Origin of the sequence: Actinokineospora sp. PR83 (assembly GCF_021056305.1) — a bacterium.
Taxonomy (GTDB): Bacteria; Actinomycetota; Actinomycetes; order Mycobacteriales; family Pseudonocardiaceae; genus Actinokineospora; species Actinokineospora spheciospongiae.
The window spans coordinates 1-22,031 of the sequence record NZ_JAJCXD010000026.1 but is presented as its reverse complement, the minus strand read 5'-3'; the positions used below and the strand labels follow the sequence as shown (position 1 = coordinate 22,031).

21 protein-coding genes are annotated in these 22,031 nt (G+C 73.7%); 8 read left to right on the top strand and 13 right to left on the bottom strand.

The features are described from left to right. The first annotated feature begins 178 nt into the window (after positions 1 to 178). Genes L6E12_RS09215 through L6E12_RS09200 form a run of 4 tightly spaced genes read left to right on the top strand, consistent with a single transcriptional unit; the run spans position 179 to position 3,405 of the window. Positions 179 to 448, top strand: coding sequence for a phosphopantetheine-binding protein (locus tag L6E12_RS09215; RefSeq protein ID WP_308074502.1), 270 nt, complete (start codon positions 179 to 181; stop codon positions 446 to 448). After that, the gene (locus tag L6E12_RS09210; RefSeq protein ID WP_236227477.1) at positions 445 to 1,647 is read left to right on the top strand and encodes a glycosyltransferase; all 1,203 of its coding nucleotides are present in this window, start codon (positions 445 to 447) and stop codon (positions 1,645 to 1,647) included. The genes L6E12_RS09215 and L6E12_RS09210 overlap by 4 nt, the downstream gene beginning before the upstream one ends. After that, positions 1,647 to 2,603, top strand: a complete 957-nt coding sequence (locus tag L6E12_RS09205) for an ATP-binding cassette domain-containing protein (protein ID WP_236227476.1) — start codon at positions 1,647 to 1,649, stop codon at positions 2,601 to 2,603. The genes L6E12_RS09210 and L6E12_RS09205 overlap by 1 nt, the downstream gene beginning before the upstream one ends. Before the next feature lie 37 nt (positions 2,604 to 2,640). Next, the gene (locus tag L6E12_RS09200) at positions 2,641 to 3,405 is read left to right on the top strand and encodes an ABC transporter permease (RefSeq protein ID WP_236227475.1); all 765 of its coding nucleotides are present in this window, start codon (positions 2,641 to 2,643) and stop codon (positions 3,403 to 3,405) included. A gap of 62 nt (positions 3,406 to 3,467) precedes the next feature. On the opposite strand, the gene L6E12_RS09195 is transcribed toward L6E12_RS09200, so the two are convergent. From L6E12_RS09195 to L6E12_RS09155, 9 genes are read right to left on the bottom strand one after another with little or no spacing between them, the layout of a single operon-like run. After that, positions 3,468 to 4,382 carry a phytanoyl-CoA dioxygenase family protein gene (locus L6E12_RS09195; protein WP_236227474.1) on the bottom strand — a complete coding sequence of 305 codons (915 nt, stop codon included), beginning with the start codon at positions 4,380 to 4,382 and terminating at the stop codon, positions 3,468 to 3,470. Between the two features lie 15 nt (positions 4,383 to 4,397). Continuing rightward, the gene (gene hppD / locus L6E12_RS09190; RefSeq protein WP_236227473.1) at positions 4,398 to 5,417 is read right to left on the bottom strand and encodes a 4-hydroxyphenylpyruvate dioxygenase; all 1,020 of its coding nucleotides are present in this window, start codon (positions 5,415 to 5,417) and stop codon (positions 4,398 to 4,400) included. Positions 5,418 to 5,471: 54 nt separating this feature from the next. Further along, the gene (locus L6E12_RS09185) at positions 5,472 to 6,746 is read right to left on the bottom strand and encodes a beta-ketoacyl synthase (protein WP_236227472.1); all 1,275 of its coding nucleotides are present in this window, start codon (positions 6,744 to 6,746) and stop codon (positions 5,472 to 5,474) included. Next, positions 6,743 to 8,350, bottom strand: coding sequence for a class I adenylate-forming enzyme family protein (locus L6E12_RS09180; protein ID WP_236227471.1), 1,608 nt, complete (start codon positions 8,348 to 8,350; stop codon positions 6,743 to 6,745). The genes L6E12_RS09185 and L6E12_RS09180 overlap by 4 nt, the downstream gene beginning before the upstream one ends. Next, entirely contained in the window at positions 8,347 to 8,943 is a 597-nt protein-coding gene (locus L6E12_RS09175) for a hypothetical protein (RefSeq protein ID WP_236227470.1), read from the bottom strand. Before L6E12_RS09175 ends, L6E12_RS09180 begins: the two co-directional genes overlap by 4 nt. Further along, entirely contained in the window at positions 8,940 to 9,995 is a 1,056-nt protein-coding gene (locus tag L6E12_RS09170; protein WP_236227469.1) for a beta-ketoacyl synthase N-terminal-like domain-containing protein, read from the bottom strand. Before L6E12_RS09170 ends, L6E12_RS09175 begins: the two co-directional genes overlap by 4 nt. After that, complete coding sequence (locus L6E12_RS09165) at positions 9,988 to 10,257, bottom strand: acyl carrier protein (protein WP_236227468.1); 270 nt, start codon at positions 10,255 to 10,257, stop codon at positions 9,988 to 9,990. Before L6E12_RS09165 ends, L6E12_RS09170 begins: the two co-directional genes overlap by 8 nt. A 1-nt stretch (position 10,258) precedes the next feature. After that, positions 10,259 to 10,522, bottom strand: coding sequence for an acyl carrier protein (locus tag L6E12_RS09160; protein WP_236227467.1), 264 nt, complete (start codon positions 10,520 to 10,522; stop codon positions 10,259 to 10,261). A gap of 25 nt (positions 10,523 to 10,547) precedes the next feature. Next, positions 10,548 to 11,951, bottom strand: a complete 1,404-nt coding sequence (locus tag L6E12_RS09155) for a class I adenylate-forming enzyme family protein (RefSeq protein ID WP_236227466.1) — start codon at positions 11,949 to 11,951, stop codon at positions 10,548 to 10,550. 354 nt (positions 11,952 to 12,305) lie between these two features. On the opposite strand from L6E12_RS09155, the gene L6E12_RS09150 reads away from it, so the two are divergent. After that, positions 12,306 to 13,397, top strand: a complete 1,092-nt coding sequence (locus L6E12_RS09150; RefSeq protein WP_236227465.1) for an alpha-hydroxy acid oxidase — start codon at positions 12,306 to 12,308, stop codon at positions 13,395 to 13,397. Here L6E12_RS09150 and L6E12_RS09145 read toward each other — a convergent pair. After that, positions 13,381 to 14,760 carry a PLP-dependent aminotransferase family protein gene (locus tag L6E12_RS09145; RefSeq protein ID WP_236227464.1) on the bottom strand — a complete coding sequence of 460 codons (1,380 nt, stop codon included), beginning with the start codon at positions 14,758 to 14,760 and terminating at the stop codon, positions 13,381 to 13,383. The two genes, L6E12_RS09150 and L6E12_RS09145, sit on opposite strands and share 17 nt — an antisense overlap. Continuing rightward, positions 14,757 to 15,695, bottom strand: coding sequence for an alpha/beta hydrolase (locus tag L6E12_RS09140; protein WP_236227463.1), 939 nt, complete (start codon positions 15,693 to 15,695; stop codon positions 14,757 to 14,759). The genes L6E12_RS09145 and L6E12_RS09140 overlap by 4 nt, the downstream gene beginning before the upstream one ends. A 1,272-nt stretch (positions 15,696 to 16,967) precedes the next feature. Between L6E12_RS09140 and L6E12_RS09135 the strand changes: the two genes are divergently transcribed. The 3 genes from L6E12_RS09135 (at position 16,968) to L6E12_RS09125 (ending at position 19,827) form a co-directional block, all read left to right on the top strand. Beyond that, positions 16,968 to 18,050 carry a branched-chain amino acid aminotransferase gene (locus L6E12_RS09135; protein ID WP_236227462.1) on the top strand — a complete coding sequence of 361 codons (1,083 nt, stop codon included), beginning with the start codon at positions 16,968 to 16,970 and terminating at the stop codon, positions 18,048 to 18,050. Between the two features lie 113 nt (positions 18,051 to 18,163). Next, positions 18,164 to 18,937: a GAF and ANTAR domain-containing protein gene (locus tag L6E12_RS09130; RefSeq protein WP_236227461.1), complete on the top strand. Its 774-nt coding sequence runs from the start codon at positions 18,164 to 18,166 to the stop codon at positions 18,935 to 18,937. 71 nt (positions 18,938 to 19,008) lie between these two features. Beyond that, positions 19,009 to 19,827 (top strand): peptidoglycan-binding protein, encoded by an 819-nt coding sequence (locus L6E12_RS09125; protein WP_236227460.1) that lies wholly within the window; start codon positions 19,009 to 19,011, stop codon positions 19,825 to 19,827. 55 nt (positions 19,828 to 19,882) lie between these two features. Here the strand turns inward: L6E12_RS09125 and L6E12_RS09120 are convergent, their stop codons facing one another. Further along, positions 19,883 to 21,358 (bottom strand): NAD(P)/FAD-dependent oxidoreductase, encoded by a 1,476-nt coding sequence (locus L6E12_RS09120; RefSeq protein WP_236227459.1) that lies wholly within the window; start codon positions 21,356 to 21,358, stop codon positions 19,883 to 19,885. Further along, positions 21,355 to 22,031 (bottom strand): patatin-like phospholipase family protein (locus L6E12_RS09115; RefSeq protein WP_236227458.1); only part of this gene is annotated, 677 nt, incomplete at its 5' end. The genes L6E12_RS09115 and L6E12_RS09120, both read right to left, overlap by 4 nt.

The following is a 22,031-nucleotide window of genomic DNA, read 5'->3' as shown; positions in this document are numbered from 1 at the left end:
TGGTTTCTCCCCCGCCGGACAATTCGTTCTCGGGGGCATTCTCAGCAGCGGACTCCGACCGTGTCAATACACCGATCGCCAGCCGCCGGGTGCCGAATGGCGGCGCCGCAGAACTTTCTCGTGACGGCCGCGTGAGTCCTGGGGTACCTTCCGCGCAAGCGAGGGAAAGGGTCTGGCGATGTGCATTTCCCACGAGATCGCCGGAATGGTCCGACAGGTCGCGCAATCCTGCGGCGGGCAGGTGTCGGGCATTGGGCCGAACGCCACCCTGGAGGGCGACCTGCGGTTCGACAGCGTCGACCTGGCCGCGCTCCAGGCGGCCCTGGCCCGCCGGTTCGGGCCGGGGGTGGACCTGCCCGCGCACGTCAACGCGCTGCCGCTGGAGGCGATCATCGGGCTGACCGTGGCCGACGTCGTCGACTACGTGCGCGCGGCGGTCGCCGCGTGAGCCGGTTCCTGCTGGTCGTGCCGCCGCTGGCCGGGCACGTCAACCCGGCCCAGGGCATCGCCGACGCGCTGGTCGCCGACGGGCACGAGGTGGCCTGGTGCGGGTCGGAGGCGGTGCTGCGCCCGCTGCTCGGTACCGCGGCGACGGTGTTCCCCACCGGGTCGCGGCTGCTGCGACCGCAGTCCGACCACGGGTTGGCGGCGGTGAAGTCGGTCTGGGAGCGGTTCATCGTCCCGTTCGCCACCTTCACCCTGCCCGCGGTCGAGCGGGCCGCCCGCGAGTTCCGCCCGGACGTGCTGGTGGTCGACCAGCACTGCCCGGCGGGTGCGCTGGTGGCCCACCGGCTGGGCCTGACCTGGGCCACCGTGGTCGCCTCCACCATGGACCTGGGGCACCCGCTCTCGGCGATGCCGCAGGTCACCGCGTGGATCGAGGAGCGGCTGCGCGGCCTGTGGGCCAAGGCGGGCCTGCCCGCGCACGCCTACGCCGACCCGCGCTTCTCCCCGCACCTGGTGCTGTCCTGCGCGGCGGGTCCGCTCGCCGGGCCGGGCCCGTTCCCGGACCACTTCGCCCTGGTCGGGCCCACCGTGGGCACCCGCCCGGACCAGCCGGACTTCCCCTGGGAGTGGCTGGGCGGGCGGGCCGGGGTGCTGGTGTCGATGGGCACCCTGGCCGACGACATCACCGCGCGCTTCCTGCGCGAGGCGATCGCGGCGCTGGCCCCGCTGGGCGAGCGGATGCGGGCGGTGGTGGTCGCCCCGCCGGAGGCGCTGCCGCCGCTGCCCGCGCACGTGCTGGCCCGGCGCCGGGTGCCGATGCTGGACCTGCTGCCGCGCATGTCGGCGGTGCTCACCCACGGCGGGCTCAACACCGTCAGCGAGGCCCTGGCCGTCGGGGTGCCGCTGGTGGTGGCCCCGATCCGGCACGACCAGCCGATCAACGCCGCCCGGGTCGTCGGCGCCGGGGCGGGGGTGCGGGTCAACTTCGCCCGCTCGACCGCGCCGGTGCTGCGCGCGGCGCTGACCGGGGTGCTCGACGACCCGGCGCTGCGAGCGGGCGCGGCGGCGGTCCGCGACGCCTTCGCCGCGGCGGGCGGGGCGCGGGCCGCCGCCCGGCACCTGGCCGAACTCGCCGCGGCACCCGGACCGGCAGCAGAACCGACACAGCGGGCCCAGGCCCACCGGAGCAGGAGCGCGTGATGATCGAGGTCAGCGGGTTGCGCAAGTCGTTCAGCGTCGGCAAGCGGGGCAAGACCCGCGAGGTCGAGGCGGTGCGCGGGGTGGACCTGGCGGTGGCGGAGGGCGAGATCTTCGGCTTCCTCGGCCCCAACGGCGCGGGGAAGACCACGACCCTGCGGATGCTGTGCACCCTGCTGGAACCCGACGGCGGCACGGTCACCATCGCGGGCGCCGACCTGCGCGGGGAGCCGGGCCTGGTGCGCCAGCGGGTCGGCTACGTCGCCCAGGGCGGCACCACCACCGACGAGGTCACCGGCCGCGAGGAACTGGTACTGCAGGCCAGGATGTACGGCATCGGCAAGGCCGAGGCGGTCGAGCGCACCGAGAAGGCGCTGGTGGCCTTCGAGCTGGCCGACTTCGCCGACCGGCTCTGCCGCACCTACTCCGGCGGGCAGCGGCGCCGGGTGGACATCGCCATGGGCATCATCCACGGCCCCCGGGTGCTCTTCCTCGACGAGCCCACCACCGGCCTGGACCCGCAGTCCCGGGCGCACCTGTGGGACGAGGTGCGCAGGCTGCGCGACGAGGGCATGACCGTCTTCCTCACCACGCACTACCTGGACGAGGCCGACGCCCTCTGCGACCGGATAGCGATCATCGACCACGGGGAGATCGTCGCGGCGGGCACCCCGGCGCAGCTCAAGCACGAGGTGGCCGGTGACGTGGTCACCGTCGGGGTCAACGGCTCCGGCCCGCGCGCCAGGGAGCTGTTCGGCGACCGCCCCTACGTGCGCAAGCTCGACCTGGACGAGCGCGGCGGGCTGCGCCTCTACGTCGACGACGCGACCACGGCGATGCCGCAGATCATGCGCGTCCTCGACGCCGACGACATCGCCTTCGACACCCTGGAGCTGCACCGGCCCAGCCTCGACGACGTGTTCCTGATCAAGACCGGCCGTTCCCTGCGCGACAAGTAGCAGCGGGCACGACGACGAGGAAGCGAGACCCCCGGACATGAAGTTCCTCCGCGACACCTGGCTCGTCTACCAGCGGCAGATGCTGCTCGTGCTGCGCACCCCGGCGCGGCTGGTGATCGGGTTCGTGCAGCCCATCACCTACCTGGTGCTGTTCGCCCCGCTGCTGAAGACGGCGCTGGCCCCCACCGGCGCCACCACCTACGCCGAGGCGTACCGGGTCTACGTGCCCGGCCTGCTGGTCGTGCTGGTGCTGCTCAGCGGCTTCTTCGCCGGGTTCGGCCTGCTCGCCGAGCTGCGCTCCGGGGTGATCGAGCGGTCCAGGGTGACCCCGGTGAGCAGGTCCGCACTGATCCTGGGCCGGGCGTTCTCCGAGGTCACGACGCTGATGGGGCAGGCGGTGGTGATCACCGTGATCGCGCTGCCGTTCGGGCTGAGCGTGCACGTCGGCTGGCTGCTGCTGGCGTACCTGATGCTGGCGCTGATGGCCCTGATGGCGTGCGCGTTGTCCTACGCGATGGCCATGCTGATCCCCAGCCCGGCCGCGCTGGGCCCGATCATCAACGCGGTGTCGCAGCCGCTGTCGCTGCTGTCGGGGGTGCTGCTGCCGCTGACGCTGGCCCCGGCCTGGCTGGTGACCATCGCCGAGTGGAACCCGATCTACTGGACGACCAACGGCACCCGGGCGCTGTTCACCGGCTCCCCCGGCGACCCGGTGGTGTGGCAGGGAATGCTGATCGTGATCGCGCTGGCCGCCCTTTCGGTGTTCTGGGCGACCCGGATGTTCGCCAAGCAGATCCGATAGCGGATTTTTCGCGCGGAAACAGCCCGGCCGCCTCCCGGCCGGGCTTTTCCGCTTTTCCCGGGTCAGGCCCGCCAGAGGACGGGGCAGAATTCCGGGTCGGTGTAGTCGGGATTTCCGGCGGCGTCGCGGCGGACGAGGACGTCGTGGTTGTAGACGACCGGTGAACCGTCGGGCCGGTGGTATTGCCGCCACCGGTTGTCGCCGTCCTGCAGGTGCAGCGACACCGCCCGGCGCGGGGAGGGCGCCAGGTTCGGGCCGCTGCCGTGGTAGGTGCGGCAGTGGTGGAAGCTCACGTGCCCGGCGGGGATGACCACGGGCACCCTGGCCACCTCGGCGCCGTTGTGCGCGGCGTTGGCCACCAGCAGCGCCTCAAGTTCGGCCTTGTCGCGGGCCGCGAAGTGCCGGGTGGAGTCGTCGCCGGGGACCTCCGCCCACCGGTGGCTGCCGTCGACCACGGTGATGGTGCCGTTGACGACCGCGCAGTCGTGGAACGGGATGAACGCGGTCAGCATCCGCTCGGAGGTGCAGGTCTGCCAGTAGTGCCGGTCCATGTGCCATGGCACCAGGTTCGACGGCTCGTCCGGCCGCGGCGGCTTGAGGATCAGCGTGCTCTGCCAGATCCGGATCTCCTCGGCCCCGGCCAGCCGGGCGGCGACGGCGCCGATCAGCGGCTTGCGCAGGATCGAGCCCAGTTCGTCGTGCAGGTGGTGGACGTAGTCGTTGTGCCGCTGGACGTCCGGGCCGTCCTCGGGCGTCCAGTAGGCCAGGTTCGGCGGGCGCACCGGGAGTTCGCGGTCGGCGCCGTGGGCGTAGAACCGTTCACCGGCGTCGACGAGGGCGGCGACCTCGTCGTCGGTGAACAGCTTGCGGCTGAGGTACCAGCCGCGCCGCGCGTACTCGGCCACCTCGGCGTCGGTGGGCAGCAGCGCCCGCTCGACCTCGGACAAGCCGTGGGTGTCGGTGAGTTCAGCGGTCATGGGGGTCCTCCCCGGTCAGCGGGTCGCGGTCGGTGTCGGGGCGGCGGCCCGCTCGCGTTCGACGGCCTCGTAGAGGGCCTTGATGTTGGCGCTGCCGAAGGTCAGCGCGCCCAGCCGCTCGATCAGCTCGAAGAACAGGGTGCGGCGCGGGTGCGTGCTCTGGGCGAAGATCTGGAACAGCTCGCCCTCGGTGTCCTGGTCGACCAGCACGTTCAGCTCGCGCAGCACGTCCACCGGCACCGCGACCCGCCCGACCCGGCGCTCCAGCTCGTCGTAGTAGGCGCCGGGGGTGGACAGGAAGCGGACCCCGCGCTCGGCCAGGGTGCGCACGGCGGTGGCGATGTCGGCGGTGCCGAACGCCAGGTGCTGCACGCCCGCCCCCTCGTGCGCGGCCAGGAACGCGTCGATCTGGCCGGGCAGGGCGGTGGTGTCGGGCTCCAGCAGGGTCAGCGTCACCTGGCCGTTGGGGCTCTGCACCACGGTGGAGTTCATCGCCTGCGACCCGACCTGGATGTGCTCGGTGAACACCTGCCCGAACCCGAGGACCCGCTCGTAGTGGGCCACCGTGGACAGCAGCTCACCGGCGGGCACGCACACCGCCACGTGGTCGATGGTCTCCAGCAGCTCCAGCGGGCTGCCCGCGCCGCCGTCGGCCGGTTCCACCCGCTCCAGCAGCGCGTCGGCGCGGACGAAGGTGTGCGCCACGTCGCCGAAGCCGCCCATCCGCCCGCCGGGCCCGACGACCGCGCCCAGCCCGACCGCCTCGGCCGTGGCCGCGTCGGGGTCGTCCACGGCGAGGGCGATGGTGGCCAGGCCGTCGCCGTGCCTGGCCACGTAGGCCGCGGCCGGGTGCCCGGCGTCGGTGGCCTCGGTGAGCAGGACGCGGATGGCGCCCTGGGTCACCAGCACCGACCGGCTTCCCGGCCCGGTCAGCCCGCCGCGCACCCGGAAGCCGTAGTCGGCGCAGAACGCGGCCGCCGCGTCGTCGGCGTCGCCGACGTGGAACTCGACGTGATCGATGGCGTGAACGTGCATGGCTGATCCTCTTGCTCTGCGCTGCTGCGGTTGGTGTGGCGGGGTCGGGTGGCGTCAGTGCGGGGTCGGCGCCGTGGTGCGGGTGCGGGTGGTGGTCGGGGCTCCCAGGAGCAGGCTCACGTTGTGCCCGCCGAAGGCGAAGGAGTTGCTCAGCGCCGCCCGGACCGCGCCGGTGCGCGGGGCGCCGCGGACGTGGTCGAGCGGGCAGGCCGGGTCGGGGTCGTCGAGGTGGTGGGTCGGCGGGAGCACGCTCTCGGCGATGCTCAGCGCGGTGGCGGCGGCCTCGACCGCGCCGGAGCCGCCGAGCATGTGCCCGGTCAGCGCCTTGATGGAGCTGACCGCGGGCCCGTCGTCGCCGAACACCGCGCGCAGCGCCAGCGCCTCCGCCGCGTCGCCGAGCGGGGTGGAGGTGCCGTGGGCGTTGACGTGGTCCACGTCGGACGGGCGCAGGTCCGCGTCGGCCAGGGCCCGGCGCATCACCGCGGCGGCGCCCGCGCCGTCCGGGCGCGGGGTGGTCGGGTGGTGGGCGTCGGTGGTCACGCCCCAGCCGAGCAGCCCGGCGTAGGCGGCGGCGCCGCGGGCGTCGGCGAACTCCGGGCGCTCCACCACCAGCACCCCGGCACCCTCGGCGAGGACAAAACCGTTGCGCCGCTTGTCGAACGGCCTGCTGGCCCGGCCGGGGTCGTCGGCCCAGCCGCGGGCGAGCGCGCGGGCGTTGCCGAACGCGGCGGCGATCGTCGGGTGCAGCGGGGTGTCGACGCCGCCGCAGACGACCACGTCCGCGTCGCCGGAGCGCAGCAGCCGCAGCGCCTCGGCGATGGACTGGGCCCCGGCCGCGCAGGCGGTGGCCAGGCAGGCGCTGTGGCCGCGCACACCGTGCTTGATCGCGATCCGGGCGGCGGCCATGTTCGCCAGCATCCCAGGCAGCAGGTACGGGGTGACCTTGGCCCGGCCGCCGGACGCCCGCAGCTGCGCGTACCGGTCGTAGGTCTCCAACCCGGCCCCGCCGGTGGAGACCACCACGGCCACCCGCTCGGGGTCGACGTCGGTGCCCACGGTGATCCGGGCGTCGGCGAGCGCGTCGTCGGCGGCGGCCATGGCGTAGAGCACGAACCGGTCGACCGCCAGCGACTCCCGCGGCGGCAACACCTCGGCGGCGTCGACGTCCGGCCCGATCCCGGCGGCCTCCACCAACCCGGCCAGCGGGTGCCCCTCGGGTGGGGCGACGACCCCGGAGCGCCCGACGCACAGCGCGTCGAACACCTCGCCCGGCTTGCGGCCGACCGGGGTGACGAGCCCGATGCCGGTGACCGCCCCCGCTCGGTTCACCGGGCGCCCGGGTCGGCCAGGTACCGCTCGCGCAGCGCCACCTTGCGCACCTTGCCCGTGGGGCCGAGCGGGATCTGCGCGTCGTCGACCACGACCACCTCGCGCAGCGTGGCCGCGACGTCCTCGCCCAGGGCCGCGCGGACGGCGGCGGTGCGGTCGAGCGCGGGGTCCGCGGCGGCGTCGAGCTGCAACAGCACGTCGGTGACCACACCGGTCCCGGTCCGCACCGCCACCACCGTGCAGTCGGCGACGTCGGGGCAGGCGTTGAGGACGCGCTCCTCGGACATGGCGGTGTAGAGCCGCTTCCCGCCGCCGAGGTCGACCGAGTCCACGACCCGGTCCACGTGGTAGAAGTAGCCGTCGGCGTCCCGGTAGACCGCGTCGCCGGTGAGGAAGTAGCCGCGGACGCGGGTGCGGTGGGTGGTCACCGAGTCGTTCCAGTACCCCAGCGACAGCGTCGGCGACTTGGTCGCCAGCTCACCCACCTCCCCGTGCGGCAGCTCGTTGCCCCGCGCGTCCACCACGATCGGCTCGGCGAAGGCGTGCGCGCGGCCGATGCAGCGGCCGTAGCGGTCGGTCTCGGTGGTGTGGGTGTTGTGGAAGTGCGAGTGACCCATCTCGCTGGAGCCCAGGCCGTCGATGAACACCGACCCGGGCAGGCGGACCAGGCCCTCCCGGGTGAACACCGTGCGGTGACCGTGGGAGATCAGCCTGCGGATGTGCGCCTCGTGCGCGCAGTCACCGGTGTTCCACCACAGCGACACCGAGTCCAGGTCCCGGCCGCGCAGGTCGGTCTTGGCCATCTCCGACCAGGTCGCGGCGAAGCCGAACACCCCGGTCGGGCGCCACCGCTCGATCGCCTCCACCACCGACCGGCCGGTCTGCTCCGAGAGCGCGAACAGCTCGCTGCCGCTGCACAGGGCGAGGTTGAGCGCGATCAGGGTGGCGGCGTGCGGGGCGGGCAGGGCGGAGAGGACGCGCTCGATGCCCTGGGCCTTCGGCATCCGCAGGCGGTGGCGGATCGCGGCGAAGAGGCTGGAGTGCGAGTGCGCGACCGCCTTCGGCACCCCCGTGGTCCCGGAGGAGTGGGTGATCGCCACCGGGTCGTCCCCGTGGAACCGGTACGCCTCGGGCGCGTCGGCGGGGTCGCCGGTGCCGAGGGTCTCGACGGGGGTCAGCCCCGACAACCCGGTGCTTGACAGCGCGGCGCGGCGGCTGGCGTCGGCCAGCACGGTGACCACACCCACCCGGTTGAGGTATAGAGCGGTGATCTCCGGTGACACCCCGGCGTTGACCAGGGCCGGGATCGCGCCGAGGCGGGCCAGGGCGAGGAAGGTCAGGACGTTCTCCCCGACGCTGCTCGCGGTGACCCCCACCGGGTCGCGCATCCCGATGCCGCGCGCGTGCAGGGTGGCGGCGCGAGCGCGGACCAGCTCGTCGAGGCGGCGCACGGGAACCGCCGTCCCGGCGGGCACACCGTCGACCTCGCGGTCGAAGGTGAGCGCGGGCCGGTCCAGGTCGAGGTCGCGCTCGACCAGCGTGGTGAGCACGTTGCCCGCGCCCAGCCCGGTCTCGGCGGCCAGTGCCGCCCGGATGCTCGTCATACCCGTCCCTCCGCCATCACCAGCAGCGCCTCCGCGCCACCGGTCTGCTCCCCGCCCTCGCCCAGCTCGGCCACCACGACCACCGCCTCGTCCGCGTCACCCGCGTCGAACAGCAGCTCCGCGCACGCCAGCGCGTCGGCCATCGGGTCGCCGGTGGGGCTCACGCACACCACCGGACCCCCCAGTCCCCACCGGGCCGCGACGTGCCCGAGCACGGCGTTCGGGTTGGACTGGAAGAACAGCAGCGGCGGCACCCGGCGCCCGGCCGCCACCGCCTCGGTCACGATCCGCAGGGTCGTGGTGTCCCCGCGCGCGCTGGCCAGCACCAGCCCGGTGCGCGCGGCCCGCGCCGGGTCGGCGGGCGGCTCGCCGTGGTGCACCCGCAGGCAGCGCTCGGCCACCGCGGCCACCAGCGGGGTGAAGTCCGACAGGATGAACCCGGGGATCGACGGCAGCGTGTCCACGTCGGACTCCGGCCACCTGGCGTCGACGACCCGGGCACCCGGGTTCGCCTCGGAGGTCTCGACCACGGCGCCGGTGGCGGGCCGGGGGTGGGCCGGGGGTTCGACCGCGGTGGTCCGGGTGCCGGTCACGGCGCACCGACCAGCAGCGCGGTGTTGGCCCCGCCGAACGCGGAGTTCAGGGTCAGCGCGTAGCGCGGCGCGGCGGCCCTGGGTTCGAGGACCAGGTCCAGCTCGCAGGCCGGGTCCGGGCCGAGGTACCCGGCGTTCACCGGCAGCCTGCCCTCGGTCAGCGCGAGGACGGTCACCACCAGCTCCACCAGCCCGGACGCCTCCAGCGCGTGCCCGTGCACGGACTTGGTGGAGCTGACCGGCACCGGCGCGTCGGCGAACACCCGGCGCAGCGCGGCCACCTCGGCGGCGTCGTTGAACTCGGTGCCGGTCCCGTTGGCGTTGACGTAGCCGACCTCGGCCGGGTCGATCCCGCCGCGCTCCAGGGCGGTCCCGATCGCGCGGGCCAGCCCGCCGCCGTCCGGGGCGGGCTTGACCACGTGGTGTCCGTCGCCGGTGCGGCCCCAGCCCTCGATCGTCGCAAGTGGATTGGAATCGCCTGCGGTGAGCAGCACCGCGGCCACCCCGTCGCCGAGGACCATGCCCTGGCGGCCCCGGCTGAACGGCCGCGCCCGGCCGTCGCGGGCCAGCGCCCGGCCCGCGTCGAACAGGCCGAACATGGCCGGTTCCACCAGGTACCCCGCCGCGACCACCACCCGCTCCGCCCGGCCGGTGCGCAGCACCGTGGCGGCGTCGGCCACCGCGGTGCTCGCCGCGACGCAGGCGTTGGTGTAGGTCCTGGGCACCCCCAGCACCCCGGTCGCGGCGACCACCGCGGCGGCCACCTCGGCGTTCGCCGCGTCGGCGTGCGCGGCGAGCAGGACCGGGGTGGCGGCCCGCTGCGCCGCGGTGAGCCCGGCGCAGACCTCCACGACGACCCCGGCCAGCTCCCGCGCCAGGTCCGGGTCCCCGGGCAGGGTGGCGGCCCGGTCGGTGCGGCGGCCCGCGGTGTCGAACCGGGTGACCGGGGTGAACGCGGGCGTGCCCGCGAACCCCGCGCCCACCAGCCCGGCGCCGCCCCGGCCGAAGCCGGTGCGCACCGCCACCGCCGACACCGCCACCCGCTCAGCCACCGGCCGCCGCCGGGAGCACCGCGCGCAGCGTGTCCACCGCCCCGGAGACCGTGGCCATGCCCGCGAACACCTCGTCGGTCAGCTCCAGCTCCACGCCGTAGCGCTGCTCGACCTGCGCCACCAGCCAGGTCAGCTCCAGCGAGTCCAGCTTCTCGCCGACCTCGCCCGGCGCGCGGTCGCGGTAACCGGCGACCATGGCCAGCACCGCGTCGCGGTCCGGCAGCGGGGGCCGCCCGGGGGTCGGGATCTGCGGGGCGGCCATCTCAGGCGGACGCCTCGGCCACCGGCAGCCGCGCCACGACCGCCGCCGCGTACTCGTCGAGGGTCATCAGCGCCAGCCCCTCGGCCTCCTCGTCGTCGAAGGCCACCCCGAACTCGTCCTCGACCCGGACCGCCAGCTCGGCCATCCCCAGCGACTCCATGTCCAGGCCCGCCGGGCCCAGCTCGCTGTCCCCGGTCACGTCGCCGACGTCGTAGTTCATGTCCGCCAGCGCGGCCACGACGAACTCGCGCACCTTGTCCCTCATCGGGTGTCCCTCCTCGTGCCGGACCTCATGCCTGGGCGGCGGTCGCCGCCACCGCGTCCGCCCGGTCCCGCGCGGCGCGCAGGACCGCGGGGTCGCGGACGATCTTCCCGGTGGCCGTCCTGGGCAGGGCGGGCAGCACCACCAGTTCGCGCGGGCGCTTGAACGGGGCCAGCCGCCCGGCCAGCGCCGCCTCCACCGCGGCCACCGCGCCGCCCTCGGACAGCGTGGTCCCGCCGTGCAGCGCCAGGTACGCGCGCACGGTGCCGTCGAACAGCACCACCGCCTCCCGGACGCAGTCCACCCCGGACAGGGTCTGCTCGACCTCGGTCAGGTCGACCTTGAGGCCACCCACGGAAATCTGCGAGTCCAGCCGCCCCAGCACGGTCACGTCCCCGGTCCCCGGGTCGACCGAGCCCGCGTCGCGGGTGCTCAACCAGCCGTCGACGAACCGGGTCGGGTCGGCCAGGCCGAGGTACGGGGAGGCGGGCATCCGCAGCCACAGCTCGCCGCCGCTGACCTTGAGCTCCACGCCGTGCGTCGGCCGCACCGCGGGCCACAGGTCGCCGTCGAGGTCGGTGGCGATCACCCCGACCTCGGTCATCCCGTACATGGTGCCCAGCGGCACGCCGAAGCGCTCGCGGAAGCGCGGCGGCACCTCCGGGCGCACCAGTTCCCCGGCCACGACCATGCGGCGCAACCGCGGGGCGGGCGCGGGCTCCGGGCCGGAGGTCAGCAGCTCGGCGTGGAACGGCACGCCGAGGACCGTCGCGGGCGTGTCGCCGTCGGCGACCGCGGCGAGGATGCCCTCGGCGGTGAGCCTGCGCGGGAACACCAGCTCGGCGCCCGCGTGCAACCCGTTGAGCAGGCCCCCGACCAAGCCGAGGACGTGCACCACGGAGGCCAGCACCACGACCCGCTCACCGCGCCGGGGGAACCCCGGCAACCGGTCGTAGCGGTCGAGTTCGGCCACCAGGTCCCCGGCGGTGCGGGCGATGACCTTCGAGGCGCCGGTGGACCCGGAGCTGAACTGCACCAGGGCGTGCGGGGTGCGCGCGGGCAGGCCGCCGGGGCGCGCGGAGACCGCGGACACGACCTCGGCGTAGCCGCACAGCCGGTGCCCCCGGGAGCTGACGACGTCCACGACGAACTGGGCGGCGACGCGGTCGAGCGCGCCCGTCACCTCGTGCTCGGTGAGCCGGTGGTCCAGCAGCGCCACCTGGGCGCCGATCCGCCACCCGGCGAGCAGGGTGGCCACGAACTCCAGCGACGGCGGCAGTCGCAACGCGACGGTGCCGCCCGCGGTCAGCCCGGCCGCGCGCAGCGCCGCCTCCCGCTCACCGACCACCGCGCGCAGGCCCGCCCGGTCGACCGGGGACGCCAGCCGCAGGCACACCTCGCCGGGGTCCCCGGCAAGCAGAACGGTGTCCACCCATTCCCCGGTGGAAATCGGGGGCGGGTTCGAGGATAAATCGGCGTGCGTCATCGAAACCTTTCATTGACCCGGGTGGGCCGAATGTCGCATCGACTCAATTACCGTCCGACTGGCAGGAACAATCGCATAGGGGCACGCCCGCGTCAATGTCGACCGTAAGGAGTAGCCCGCACTCGACCGTACGAACGTTTTCCCAGGTGTGACAGGGTGTTCACGGCCCGGCCCCGGCGGCGGCGAGCAGCGTAGAGTGACCGGGGCGAGCGGTGCGTGGCCGACGCCCGCAGCGGTGTGCAATTAACCGGATATCGACCATTCTCTGCACTGGAGGGCATTGTGCGTCCGAACGGCGCAATGGACGGCGGGAAAAAGGCGAAACCCGACCGGCTGGCCGACCACGCCGCCGCGGCGGCGGCCACCCTGCCGGGTGAGGTGTGGGACTACCTCGACGGCGGGGCCGGTGCGGAGTGGACACTGCGGGAGAACACCGCCGCCTTCGCCCGCCGCACCCTGCGCCCCAGGGTGCTCACCGACGTGTCCCGGGTGTCCCCCGCCACCACCCTGCTCGGCGCGGCGCTGCCGCACCCGGTCGGCATCGCCCCCACCGCCTACCACCGCCTGGCGCACCCGGACGGCGAGGTCGCCACCGCCACCGGGGCCTCCGGCGCGCTGTACGTCGTCAGCATGTTCGCCAGCACCCCGCTCGCCGACATCGCCGCCGCCGCGTCCGGTCCACTGTGGATGCAGCTCTACTGGCTGCGCGACCGGGCCGTGCTGCTCGACCTCGTCCACCGCGCGGAGGCCGCCGGGTTCGACGCCCTGGTCCTGACCGTCGACACCCCCGCCGTGGCCAGGCGACCCCGCGACGCGCGCAACGGGTTCACCGTGCCACCGGGGGTCGTGGCGGTGAACGTGGCCGCGTCGGTGATGGCGAGCAGCCACGTCGCCGAGGACGGCAGCTCCGCGATCGAGCGGCACTCGCGCGAGCAGTTCGACCCCCGCATCACCTGGGCCGACCTGGCGTGGTTGCGCGAGCGGTCACCGCTGCCCCTGGTGCTCAAGGGCATCCTGACCGCCGAGGACACCGGACTGGCCCGCGCGCACGGCGTCGACGCCGTCGTCGTGTCCAACCACGGCGGGCGCCAGCTCGATGGCGCCCCCGCCACCATCGACGTCCTCGCCGAGGTGGTCGACGCGGCGGCAGGCCTCCCGGTGCTGCTCGACGGCGGCGTGCGCAGCGGCCGGGACGCCCTGGTCGCCCTGGCCCTGGGCGCCCGGGCCGTGCTGCTGGGCCGCCCGATCGTCTGGGGCCTGGCGCACGCGGGCGCGGACGGCGTCCGCGCGGTGCTGGACCTGCTCGTCGACGAGCTGACCGAGGCCATGACCCTCACCGGCCGACCGACCCTCGCCGACCTCGACCGCAGCGCGGTCAGCGGGACCGGATGAACGCCGCCAACCTGCGCACCCCCTCCACCAGCTCCTCCGGGTCGACGTAGCTGCACGACAGGCGCAGCCGGTCGCGCCCACCGCCGTCGAGGTGGAAGGCATCCATCGGCGTCCACAGCACCCCGAATTCCCGCGCGGACACCTCCAGCGCGGCGGCATCGGCCGCGAACGGCACGGTCAGCACGGCGAAGAACCCACCCGCCGGGGTGTTCCACCGCACCCCCGACCCCGGCGGGAAGTGCCGCCCCAACTCGGCGAGCAACAACGCCATGTTGCGCCGGTAGAACGCGATCCCCTCCGCGTTCGCCTCCCGCAACCGACACCCCGACCGCACCAGCAACCCCCCGATCACCGCCTGGCTCAACGACGGGGTGTTCACCGTGGTCATGCTCTTGACCTGGGCCAACGCGTCGGCGAGCAGCGAGGTCGACCCATCGGCGGCCACCACCCGCTGATCGGCCAGCACGTACCCGAGCCGGGCACCGGGGAAGCAGGTCTTCGCGAACGACCCGATGTGCACCACCGACCGCTCCCGGTCGAGCGCCTTGAGCGTCGGCGTCCGCACGTCGGCGCCGGTGAAGAACCCGTACGGGTTGTCCTCGATCACCAGCACCCCCTCGGCCGCCGCCAGCGCCAACAGCCGCTCCCGCTGCGCCACCGACATGCTCGCCCCCGACGGGTTGGCGAAGTCGGGCACCAGGTACAGCGCCCTCGGCCGCCGCCCCGCCGCCCGCACCCGCCCGATCGCCTCGGCCACCCGCCCCGCGTCCGGCCCCGCGTCGGTCTCGGGCACGGGTTCCAGCGGGATGCCCAGCAGCCGAGCGGCCCCGGTGATCCCGACGTAGCAGGGGGAGGCGACCAGCAGCACGTCACCCGGGTCGGCGAACAGCGCGCGCAGGACCAGCAGCATCCCCTCCTGCGCCCCCACCGTCACCACCACGGCGTCGGCCGGGACGTGGATGCCCTCGTCGTTGGCCACGGTCCGGGCGATGAGGTCGTGGATCTGCCCCTTGGTGCGGCCGTACTGGAACAGCGCGGTGCGCACCTGCCCCCGGTCGAGGCCCTGGGCGTGCAGGTGGTCGCGGTAGGCGGCGAGGTTCTCGGCGATGCTGTCCGGGTCGAAGAGCTTCTCGTGGGGCCTGCCCGGGGCGAAGGAGATGGCCTCGGGGAAGCGGGCGGTCACCTCGTTGAGGAAGGTCATGGCCGACAGCAGCGGGTCGGACAGGCTGTGGTGCAGCTCGGCGAGCCGCAGATCAGCGGCGCGGAGTTCGACGGCGCGCGGGTCGGCGGAGGGCGAACCGAAGGTGCGGCTCTCGTCGGGGTGCGGGTCGGCCGCGCGGGGGCCGGGGTCCAGGCCGGTCATCCCGCGTCCGCCGCGAACGCCTCGCGCAGCCGGTCAGCGGCGGCCCGCACAGCCCGCCCGGCGGCGTCGACGGTGCCGAACATGGCGAAGAACCCGTGCGCCATCCCGTCGTACCGGGTCAGGTCGACGGCCACCCCGGCGTCCCGCAGCCGTTCGGCGTAGCGCTCCCCCTCGTCGCGCAGCGGGTCGTACTCGGCGGTGATGACCGTGGCCGGGGGCAGCCCGGAGAGGTCCGGTTCCTTGAGCGGCGAGGCCAGCGGGTTCTCCCCGTCCTCGGGGGAAGCCAGGTAGTGCCCCCAGTACCAGGCCACGGAGTCCCGGTTGAACAGGTACCGATCGGTGCTCTCGCGCAGGGACGCGGTGTCCGCCCGGTACTCGGTGTTGGGGTAGACGAGCAACTGGTGCACCAGCTTCACCCCCCGCTCCCGAGCCACCAGGGTCACCGCCGCAGCCAGGTTCCCCCCGGCACTGTCCCCACCCACAGCCACACGACCCGCATCCACCCCCAACTCCCCGGCGTGCTCCCCCACCCAGGCAGTGGCCGCAACACAATCGTGCACGGCGGCGGGGAACCTGTGCTCCGGGGCCAACCGGTACCCCACGGAGACGACAACGCACCCCGCCGCGTTCGCCAACCGCCTGCAAATGGCGTCGGCCGTCTCGATGGTCCCCAGCGTCCACCCCCCGCCGAAGAAGTAGACGAGCACCGGGAGCACCCCCGCCCCCGGCCGGTAGACCCGGAGCCGAATCCCCCCACCCGGCCCCGCGATCTCCCGCTCCCCCACCTCGGCCACGACCTCCCGAGCACCCTCATTGTCCTGAATGGACCGGAGGTCCTCGGCCCGCGCCTCGGCCAGGGTCAACTCGTAGAGCGGAACGACCCCGTTCTCCGCCCGAAGCTCGCGGTGGCGGAGAACCTGCGGATCCAAAGGCATGGGAGAACTCCCGGGAGAGGGGTGGGTGTGACCACGCGTGCGCCGCGGCCACACCCACACCGCACCCGGTCACACAAGCGGTGTGGACCGAAGGAAACTCAGACCTCGCGGACGCTGCGCATCGACAACACCTCCCGCCCACACCGGAACACATCCAACCGACGCGTGAGTATATGCAGGTCCCGATCCCCCGGTCGATACGCCGAAAACAGCAACCCCACCACTGCGCCGAACAGCCCATTAATCCACTGTGGACAGTGTTTCTCCACCGATTCCCCGAAGGGTCAGCCCGAGCCGGAAGTTCCGAAACCTCCCCACCAACCCACCCCGCAAGCCGTCGCCACCCAACCACCCGCCACCCTCCCGAACACCCGAAGATCCCACCCCGCGAACGCTCCCACCTCGCACCTCGGATCCCTGCGGCGCAACGCTTGCGCTGAATGAGTGACATGCCTTCTTCGCCCCGGGAAGCGGTGTTTCACTTGCCGTCACCAGACCGGTGATCCACCACAAACAGAGGACGAACCGCATGAGTGCAAGAGTCTTGATTCGCAGCTTCCTCGTTGCGGCAGCCGCCTCCGCCTCCGTGTTGTTCGGCGCGTCCAGCGCCCAGGCCGACCCGGGAGACGTCATCATCTGCGTGGAGCAGCCGGACGGCTCCCTGAAGTGCATGAGACTGGTACCGGTCGAGGAGGTCACGCCCGTGGTGACTTCGGTTCGCTGACCGATCAGGCACAACCCCCGCTCGGCGCGGTTGCCGCGAGGCGGTGGGGCCGCCGTCGGTCAGGACGTGCTGCTCGGAGCCCGGTCGGGCGCGACCGGCCGGGCTTGGGCCGCGTCGCGCCGCCCGGACACGCGAGGTGCCGACCACCGCTTGGTCCCCTCCCGCCCGCCGAGTGCGGCTCGGCGGGCAACAGCCCGGGCAACCGGGACCAGATCCCGGCACCAACGGCTCGATCCACTCCCGCAGACCATCCGAGACGATCCACGGCGGAAGCTCACCCCTCCTCGCGGAACTCATGACCCACAGCCGGGCACATCACCGCCACACGAGTCGACCACTCCGTCGGTGACTGTTGAACCACGGCAAGCGGAACCACGCGGGCACCGGAAAACCCCGGGCTCCACAAGCACGACCCCCTTCCCGCGAGACGTCGATCAAGCACATCCACCCACCCGACACCCCAGAAATGTCAGCTATCAAGATAGAAAATAACAAATAGAAATCACCGGCTCGCAGCCTCCGCCGGACCCCACCGCTAGGATCCGCCCATGACCGCCGCCTTCCCGCTGCACCGCACCACCAGCCCGACCCCCACCCCGGACCGGAACGCGATCCTGGCCGACCCGGGTTTCGGCACGCACTTCACCGACCACATGGCCTCCGCCACCTGGACCCCCGAGGCGGGCTGGCACGACCACAGGGTCGGCCCGATCACCCCGTACACCCTGCACCCCGGCGCCGCCGTGCTGCACTACGCGCAGGAGGTGTTCGAAGGCCTCAAGGCGTACCGGCACGCCGACGGGAGCGTCTGGCTGTTCCGCCCGGAGATCAACGCCGCCCGGTTCGCCCGGTCGGCGCGGCGGTTGTCGTTGCCGGAGGTGTCCGAGGTGGAGTTCCTGGCCAGCGTCGAGGGGCTGGTTCGGGCCGATGCGGAGTGGGTGCCCGCGTTCGGCGGGGAGCAGAGCCTGTACCTGCGGCCGTTCATGTTCGCCAGTGAGACGTTCCTGGGCGTGCGGCCCGCGCACCGGGTGGAGTACTCGGTGATCGCCTGCCCGGCGGGGATGTACTTCTCCTCGGGGTCGGGGGTGACGCTGTGGATCAGCACGACCTTCACCCGGGCGGCGGCGGGGGGCACCGGGGAGGCCAAGTGCGGCGGCAACTACGCGGCGAGCCTGGCCGCCCAGACCGAGGCGCACGAGCACGGGTGCGACCAGGTCCTCTACGTCGACGGCGTGGAGCACGAGTGGTTGGAGGAGTCGGGCACGATGAACGTGTTCCTGGTGACCTCCGGCGGTGAGCTGGTCACCCCGCCGCTGGGGACGATCCTGGAGGGCGTCACCCGCGACAGCGTGTTGGCGTTGGCGGCCGAGCACGGGCTGACCCCGGTGCAGCGGCCGGTGAGCGTCACCGAGTTGCGGGAGCGGTGCGCGGACGGGTCGGTGACCGAGGTGTTCGCGGCCGGGACCGCCGCGGTGATCACGCCGATCGTCGGGTTCAAGGGGGCCGACCTGGACGTGCGGGTGGGCGGTGGCGCCCCGGGGAAGACGACGCTGGCGCTGCGGGAGCACATCCTGGACCTCCAGTACGGCCGAGTGGCGGACACCCGCGGGTGGCTGCGCAGGGTCATGTGAGCGTTTCCCGGTCGGGAAACACCCTCACCTGCGGAAATGGCGCCGGGCGTGTCGCTCGTCGCTACGGTTGCGGCGGGTGGGCACGTAGGGTGTGCGGGGGCGAAAGGTGAGGGATGGCAGGGGACGAGGGCGTGCTCGGGATGCCGCTGACCGCGGGGATGGACGACGCCGAGGTCAGCGCCGGGATGTTGGCGGTGCAGTTCGCCGGGCTGACCAGGGCGCTGGTGGCGGCGGGGAGCGTGGCGGAGGTGCTGCGGCGGGTGGTGGCGGCCGCCAAGGAGGTCATCCCGGCGGCGGACATGGTGTCGGTGACGCTGCGCAGCCCGGACGGGAGCTTCCACACCCCCGTGGAGACCGACCCGGTGGCGGTGCAGCTCGACGAGCTCCAGTACGCCCTCGGCGAGGGGCCCTGCGTGGACGCGGCGGACCCGGCGGGGCCCGCCTACACCCTCAGCGACCACATGGCCGACGAGCCGCGCTGGCCCCGGTTCGGGCGGGCGGCGGCGGAGCGCGGCTACGGTTCGATGTTCGCGGTGGCCCTGCTGACCGACAACCGCCCGGTGTCCGGCGCCCTCAACGTCTACTCCGGGGGTCGCGGCACGCTGACCCCCGCCGACATCGACACCGGTCTCCTGCTGGCCACGCACGCCTCCCTGGCCCTGGCCCACACCCAGGCGGTGGAGGTCGCCGAGCTGCGGGCGGCCCAGTTGACCCGGGCGATCGAGACCCGGGACGTGATCGGCCAGGCCAAGGGCATCCTCATGCAGCGCAGGGGCATCGACGCCGACGAGGCCTACGAGGTGCTGCGGCGGACCTCGCAGCAGCTCAACGTGAAGCTGTTCGAGATCGCCGAGGCCCTCGCCTGCCGCGGCGCGGAACTCCAGTGACCCACTGAACCGGTGCGCGTGACCCCTACGGCCCCTTGCCCCGGCCCGTCGGACTCGCTTGGCTGGCGGACATGTCGGGACGACGGATAGCACTGGTGTTGACCGCGCTGCTGGGTGTGGTGGGGCTGGCCGCACCCGCCCAGGCGGCCCTGCCGACCGTGGACATGGAAGCGGTGCTCAAGGCCGCGCAGATCGACCCCCGCAGGCCGGACTCGGCGCTGACGCCGGGCAGCAGGGACAGCGTCCTGCTTGTCGAGCGGGCGCTGAACGCGAAGGGGCTGCTCACCTCGGGGTACGTGGACGGGCACTTCGGCACGAAGACGGTGGAGGCGTACGCCGCCTACCAGCGCTCGCTGGGCTACACCGGCATCGACGCCTCCGGCCTGCCCGGTCAGACGTCGCTGAAGAGCCTGGGCACCAACCGCTACACGGTGACCAGGGTCGTCACCGCGGGTACCCGGGTCACCTTCCGCGGCGCCACGGTGAACACCCGCACCAGGGCGATGCTGGTGGAGGCCGAGCGCCTGCTGAACCGGCAGCTTGTCATCACCCAGGGTTCGTACAACCCCGGCGGTGACCCCACTTCCGCGGGCACCCACGACGGCGGCGGTGTCGTGGACCTGTCGGTGTCCGGGATGACCGCGGCGACCCGCACCTCGGTGGCCAGGGTGCTGCGCCAGGTCGGTTTCGCCGCCTGGGTGCGCACCCCTGCCCAGGGCGACTGGGCCTACCACATCCACGCGGTGGCCCTGGGCGACCCGGACCAGTCGACCCCCGCCCAGCACCAGTCCGGGGACTACTACCTGGGCTTCAACGGCCTGGCCAACCACGGCGCCGACGACGGCCCGGTGGTCACCCCGAAGGTCACCTGGGAGGAGTACCAGCGCTGACCCCCGACGCGCCCGCACCGCTCACCGGTGCGGGCGCTCCCCCGTCCACAGTGGATCAGCCCGCCTGGGCCGGTTCGTCGGCGGTGGTGGGGGTGAAGGCGCGCGGGTCGAAGGTGCCGACCCGGCGGCGCAGGCGCGGGGTCGACCAGGGCCAGATGAAGCTGTTGCGGCCGTTGACGTCGAGGTAGTAGCTGCGGCACCCGCCGGTGTTGTAGACCGTGGTGGACACCGCCTGCTGCACCTCGGCGTTGTAGGCGTCCTGCACCTCCTGGCGCACCGACATGGTCTGCCAGCCGTGCGCCCTGGCGTGGGCGATGGCGTCGCCGACGTAGTCGAGCTGCGCTTCCAGGATCATGAACGCCGACGAGTGGCCGGTGCCCAGGTTCGGCCCCAGCAGGGTGAACGCGTTCGGGAACCCGGCCGTCACGCTTCCGAGGTACGCCTGCGGGCTGCCCCGCCAGTGCTCGCCGAGGGTGCGGCCCCCGCCGTCGCGGAGCAGGTCGGCCAGGGGCATGTCGAGGATGTGGAAGCCGGTGCCCAGGATGATCGCGTCGACCTCGGTGGTGTCGCCGTTGGCGGCGACCACGGTGTTGCCGCGTACCTCGGCGACCTCGCTGGGGACCACGGTGACGTTCGGCCGGGTGAGCGCGGGCAGGTAGGTGTTGGAGAACAGCAACCGCTTGCACCCGATGGTGTAGTCGGGGGTCAGCGCGGCCCGCAGGGCGTCGTCGCGCACCCGCGCCCGGAGGTGGGCGCGGCCGATGGCCTGGATGGCGCGCATGAGGCCGGGGTGGCGGAAGCCGGTGCCCAGGGCCTCCATCACCCCGTACTCGGCCCCGCGCAGCCACCGCTGCACGAACGGGAACGCCCCCATCAGCCGCTGCACCGCCCGCGCGACCCGCACGTCCGGCTTGGGCAGCACCCACTGCGCGGTGCGCTGGAACAGGTGCAGCGCGGCCACCCTGGGCGCGATCTCCGGCACGAACTGCACCGCGGAGGCCCCGGTGCCCAGCACCGCGACCCGCTTGCCGGTCAGGTCGAAGTCGTGGTTCCAGCGGGCGGAGTGGAAGATCTCGCCAGGGAAGCCCGCGAGCCCGGGGATGTCGGGCACCAGCGGCTCGTTCCACGGCCCCGGCGCGGCGATGAGGAACCGGGCGTCGTACTCGCCGTCGGTGGTCTCCAGCCGCCAGCGGGCCGCCGCCGGGTCCCATCGGGCGCCGAACATCTCCACGCCGAACCGGGTGTGCTCGGCGATCCCGTTGCGCCGGGCCACGTCCCGCAGGTACGCCAGGATCTCCGGCTGGGTGCCGTAGACCCGGGACCAGTCGGCGTTCGGCTCGTCGCTGTAGGAGTACAGCGCCGAGGGGACGTCGCAGGCGCAGCCCGGGTAGGTGTTGGCCCGCCAGGTGCCGCCGAAGTCGTCGGCCTTCTCCAGCACGGCGAAGTCGACCCCCAGCCGCTTGAGCCGCACGGCGGCGCCGATGCCGGAGCACCCCGCGCCCACGACCAGGACCTCGAACGACCGGCTCATCTCTCCCCCGTGACCGTGGTGCGCAGCGCTGCCTCCAGCGTCGCCGGAACGCGGCGCCGGTCCATGAAGTTGGGCCCCATCACGGCCAGGGCCTCCGCGGTCGGTTCGACCCGCCGCACCCGGACCCCGGTCTCGCGCAGGACCGCCACCTCGGCGTCGAGCCGCCGGGTCATCGGGCGCCGCAACACCCGCTCGACCCGGTCGAGGCCGCGCGCGGGCACCGGCCCTGAGGAGGTCATCGGCGCGACCACGACCACCTCGTCCAGCCCGAACGGCACCAGCAGGTCGGCCGAGGTGGGCGAGACCACCCCGCCGTCGATGTACTCGCGCCCGCCCACGGTCACCGGTGGGAACCAGCCGGGGATGGCCCAGGACGCGGCGATGGCCTGGCCCAGCGGTTCGCGCAGCGGCACCCGCTTGCCGGTGCGCCGGTCGGCGGCCACCAGCATCAGGTTCGAGTGGCGCACCGAGGGCGCCAGCGCCTCGCCGAGGCGCAGCAGCCAGGAGGCGTCGCCGGTGCCGATCGGCAGCAGCCCGGCCGCGGCGGCGGTGCCGTCGACCCGGCCGCGGGCGCGGGCGCGCAGCAGGCCGGGGGCGGCGAACCCGGGGCGCGGCAGCGGCGGCACGCCGCTGGGGCCCGCGGCGAAGTGCTCCAGCAGCAGCGCGGGCGCAC

Coding starts and splice junctions, on each gene's coding strand:
- L6E12_RS09215 (WP_308074502.1), top strand. CDS start 179: ATGTGCATTTCCCACGAGATCGCCGGAATGGTCCGACAGGTCGCGCAA.
- L6E12_RS09205 (WP_236227476.1), top strand. CDS start 1,647: ATGATCGAGGTCAGCGGGTTGCGCAAGTCGTTCAGCGTCGGCAAGCGG.
- L6E12_RS09200 (WP_236227475.1), top strand. CDS start 2,641: ATGAAGTTCCTCCGCGACACCTGGCTCGTCTACCAGCGGCAGATGCTG.
- L6E12_RS09195 (WP_236227474.1), bottom strand. CDS start 4,382: ATGACCGCTGAACTCACCGACACCCACGGCTTGTCCGAGGTCGAGCGG.
- hppD (WP_236227473.1), bottom strand. CDS start 5,417: ATGCACGTTCACGCCATCGATCACGTCGAGTTCCACGTCGGCGACGCC.
- L6E12_RS09180 (WP_236227471.1), bottom strand. CDS start 8,350: ATGACGAGCATCCGGGCGGCACTGGCCGCCGAGACCGGGCTGGGCGCG.
- L6E12_RS09165 (WP_236227468.1), bottom strand. CDS start 10,257: ATGGCCGCCCCGCAGATCCCGACCCCCGGGCGGCCCCCGCTGCCGGAC.
- L6E12_RS09160 (WP_236227467.1), bottom strand. CDS start 10,522: ATGAGGGACAAGGTGCGCGAGTTCGTCGTGGCCGCGCTGGCGGACATG.
- L6E12_RS09150 (WP_236227465.1), top strand. CDS start 12,306: ATGGACGGCGGGAAAAAGGCGAAACCCGACCGGCTGGCCGACCACGCC.
- L6E12_RS09145 (WP_236227464.1), bottom strand. CDS start 14,760: ATGACCGGCCTGGACCCCGGCCCCCGCGCGGCCGACCCGCACCCCGAC.
- L6E12_RS09140 (WP_236227463.1), bottom strand. CDS start 15,695: ATGCCTTTGGATCCGCAGGTTCTCCGCCACCGCGAGCTTCGGGCGGAG.
- L6E12_RS09135 (WP_236227462.1), top strand. CDS start 16,968: ATGACCGCCGCCTTCCCGCTGCACCGCACCACCAGCCCGACCCCCACC.
- L6E12_RS09130 (WP_236227461.1), top strand. CDS start 18,164: ATGGCAGGGGACGAGGGCGTGCTCGGGATGCCGCTGACCGCGGGGATG.
- L6E12_RS09125 (WP_236227460.1), top strand. CDS start 19,009: ATGTCGGGACGACGGATAGCACTGGTGTTGACCGCGCTGCTGGGTGTG.
- L6E12_RS09120 (WP_236227459.1), bottom strand. CDS start 21,358: ATGAGCCGGTCGTTCGAGGTCCTGGTCGTGGGCGCGGGGTGCTCCGGC.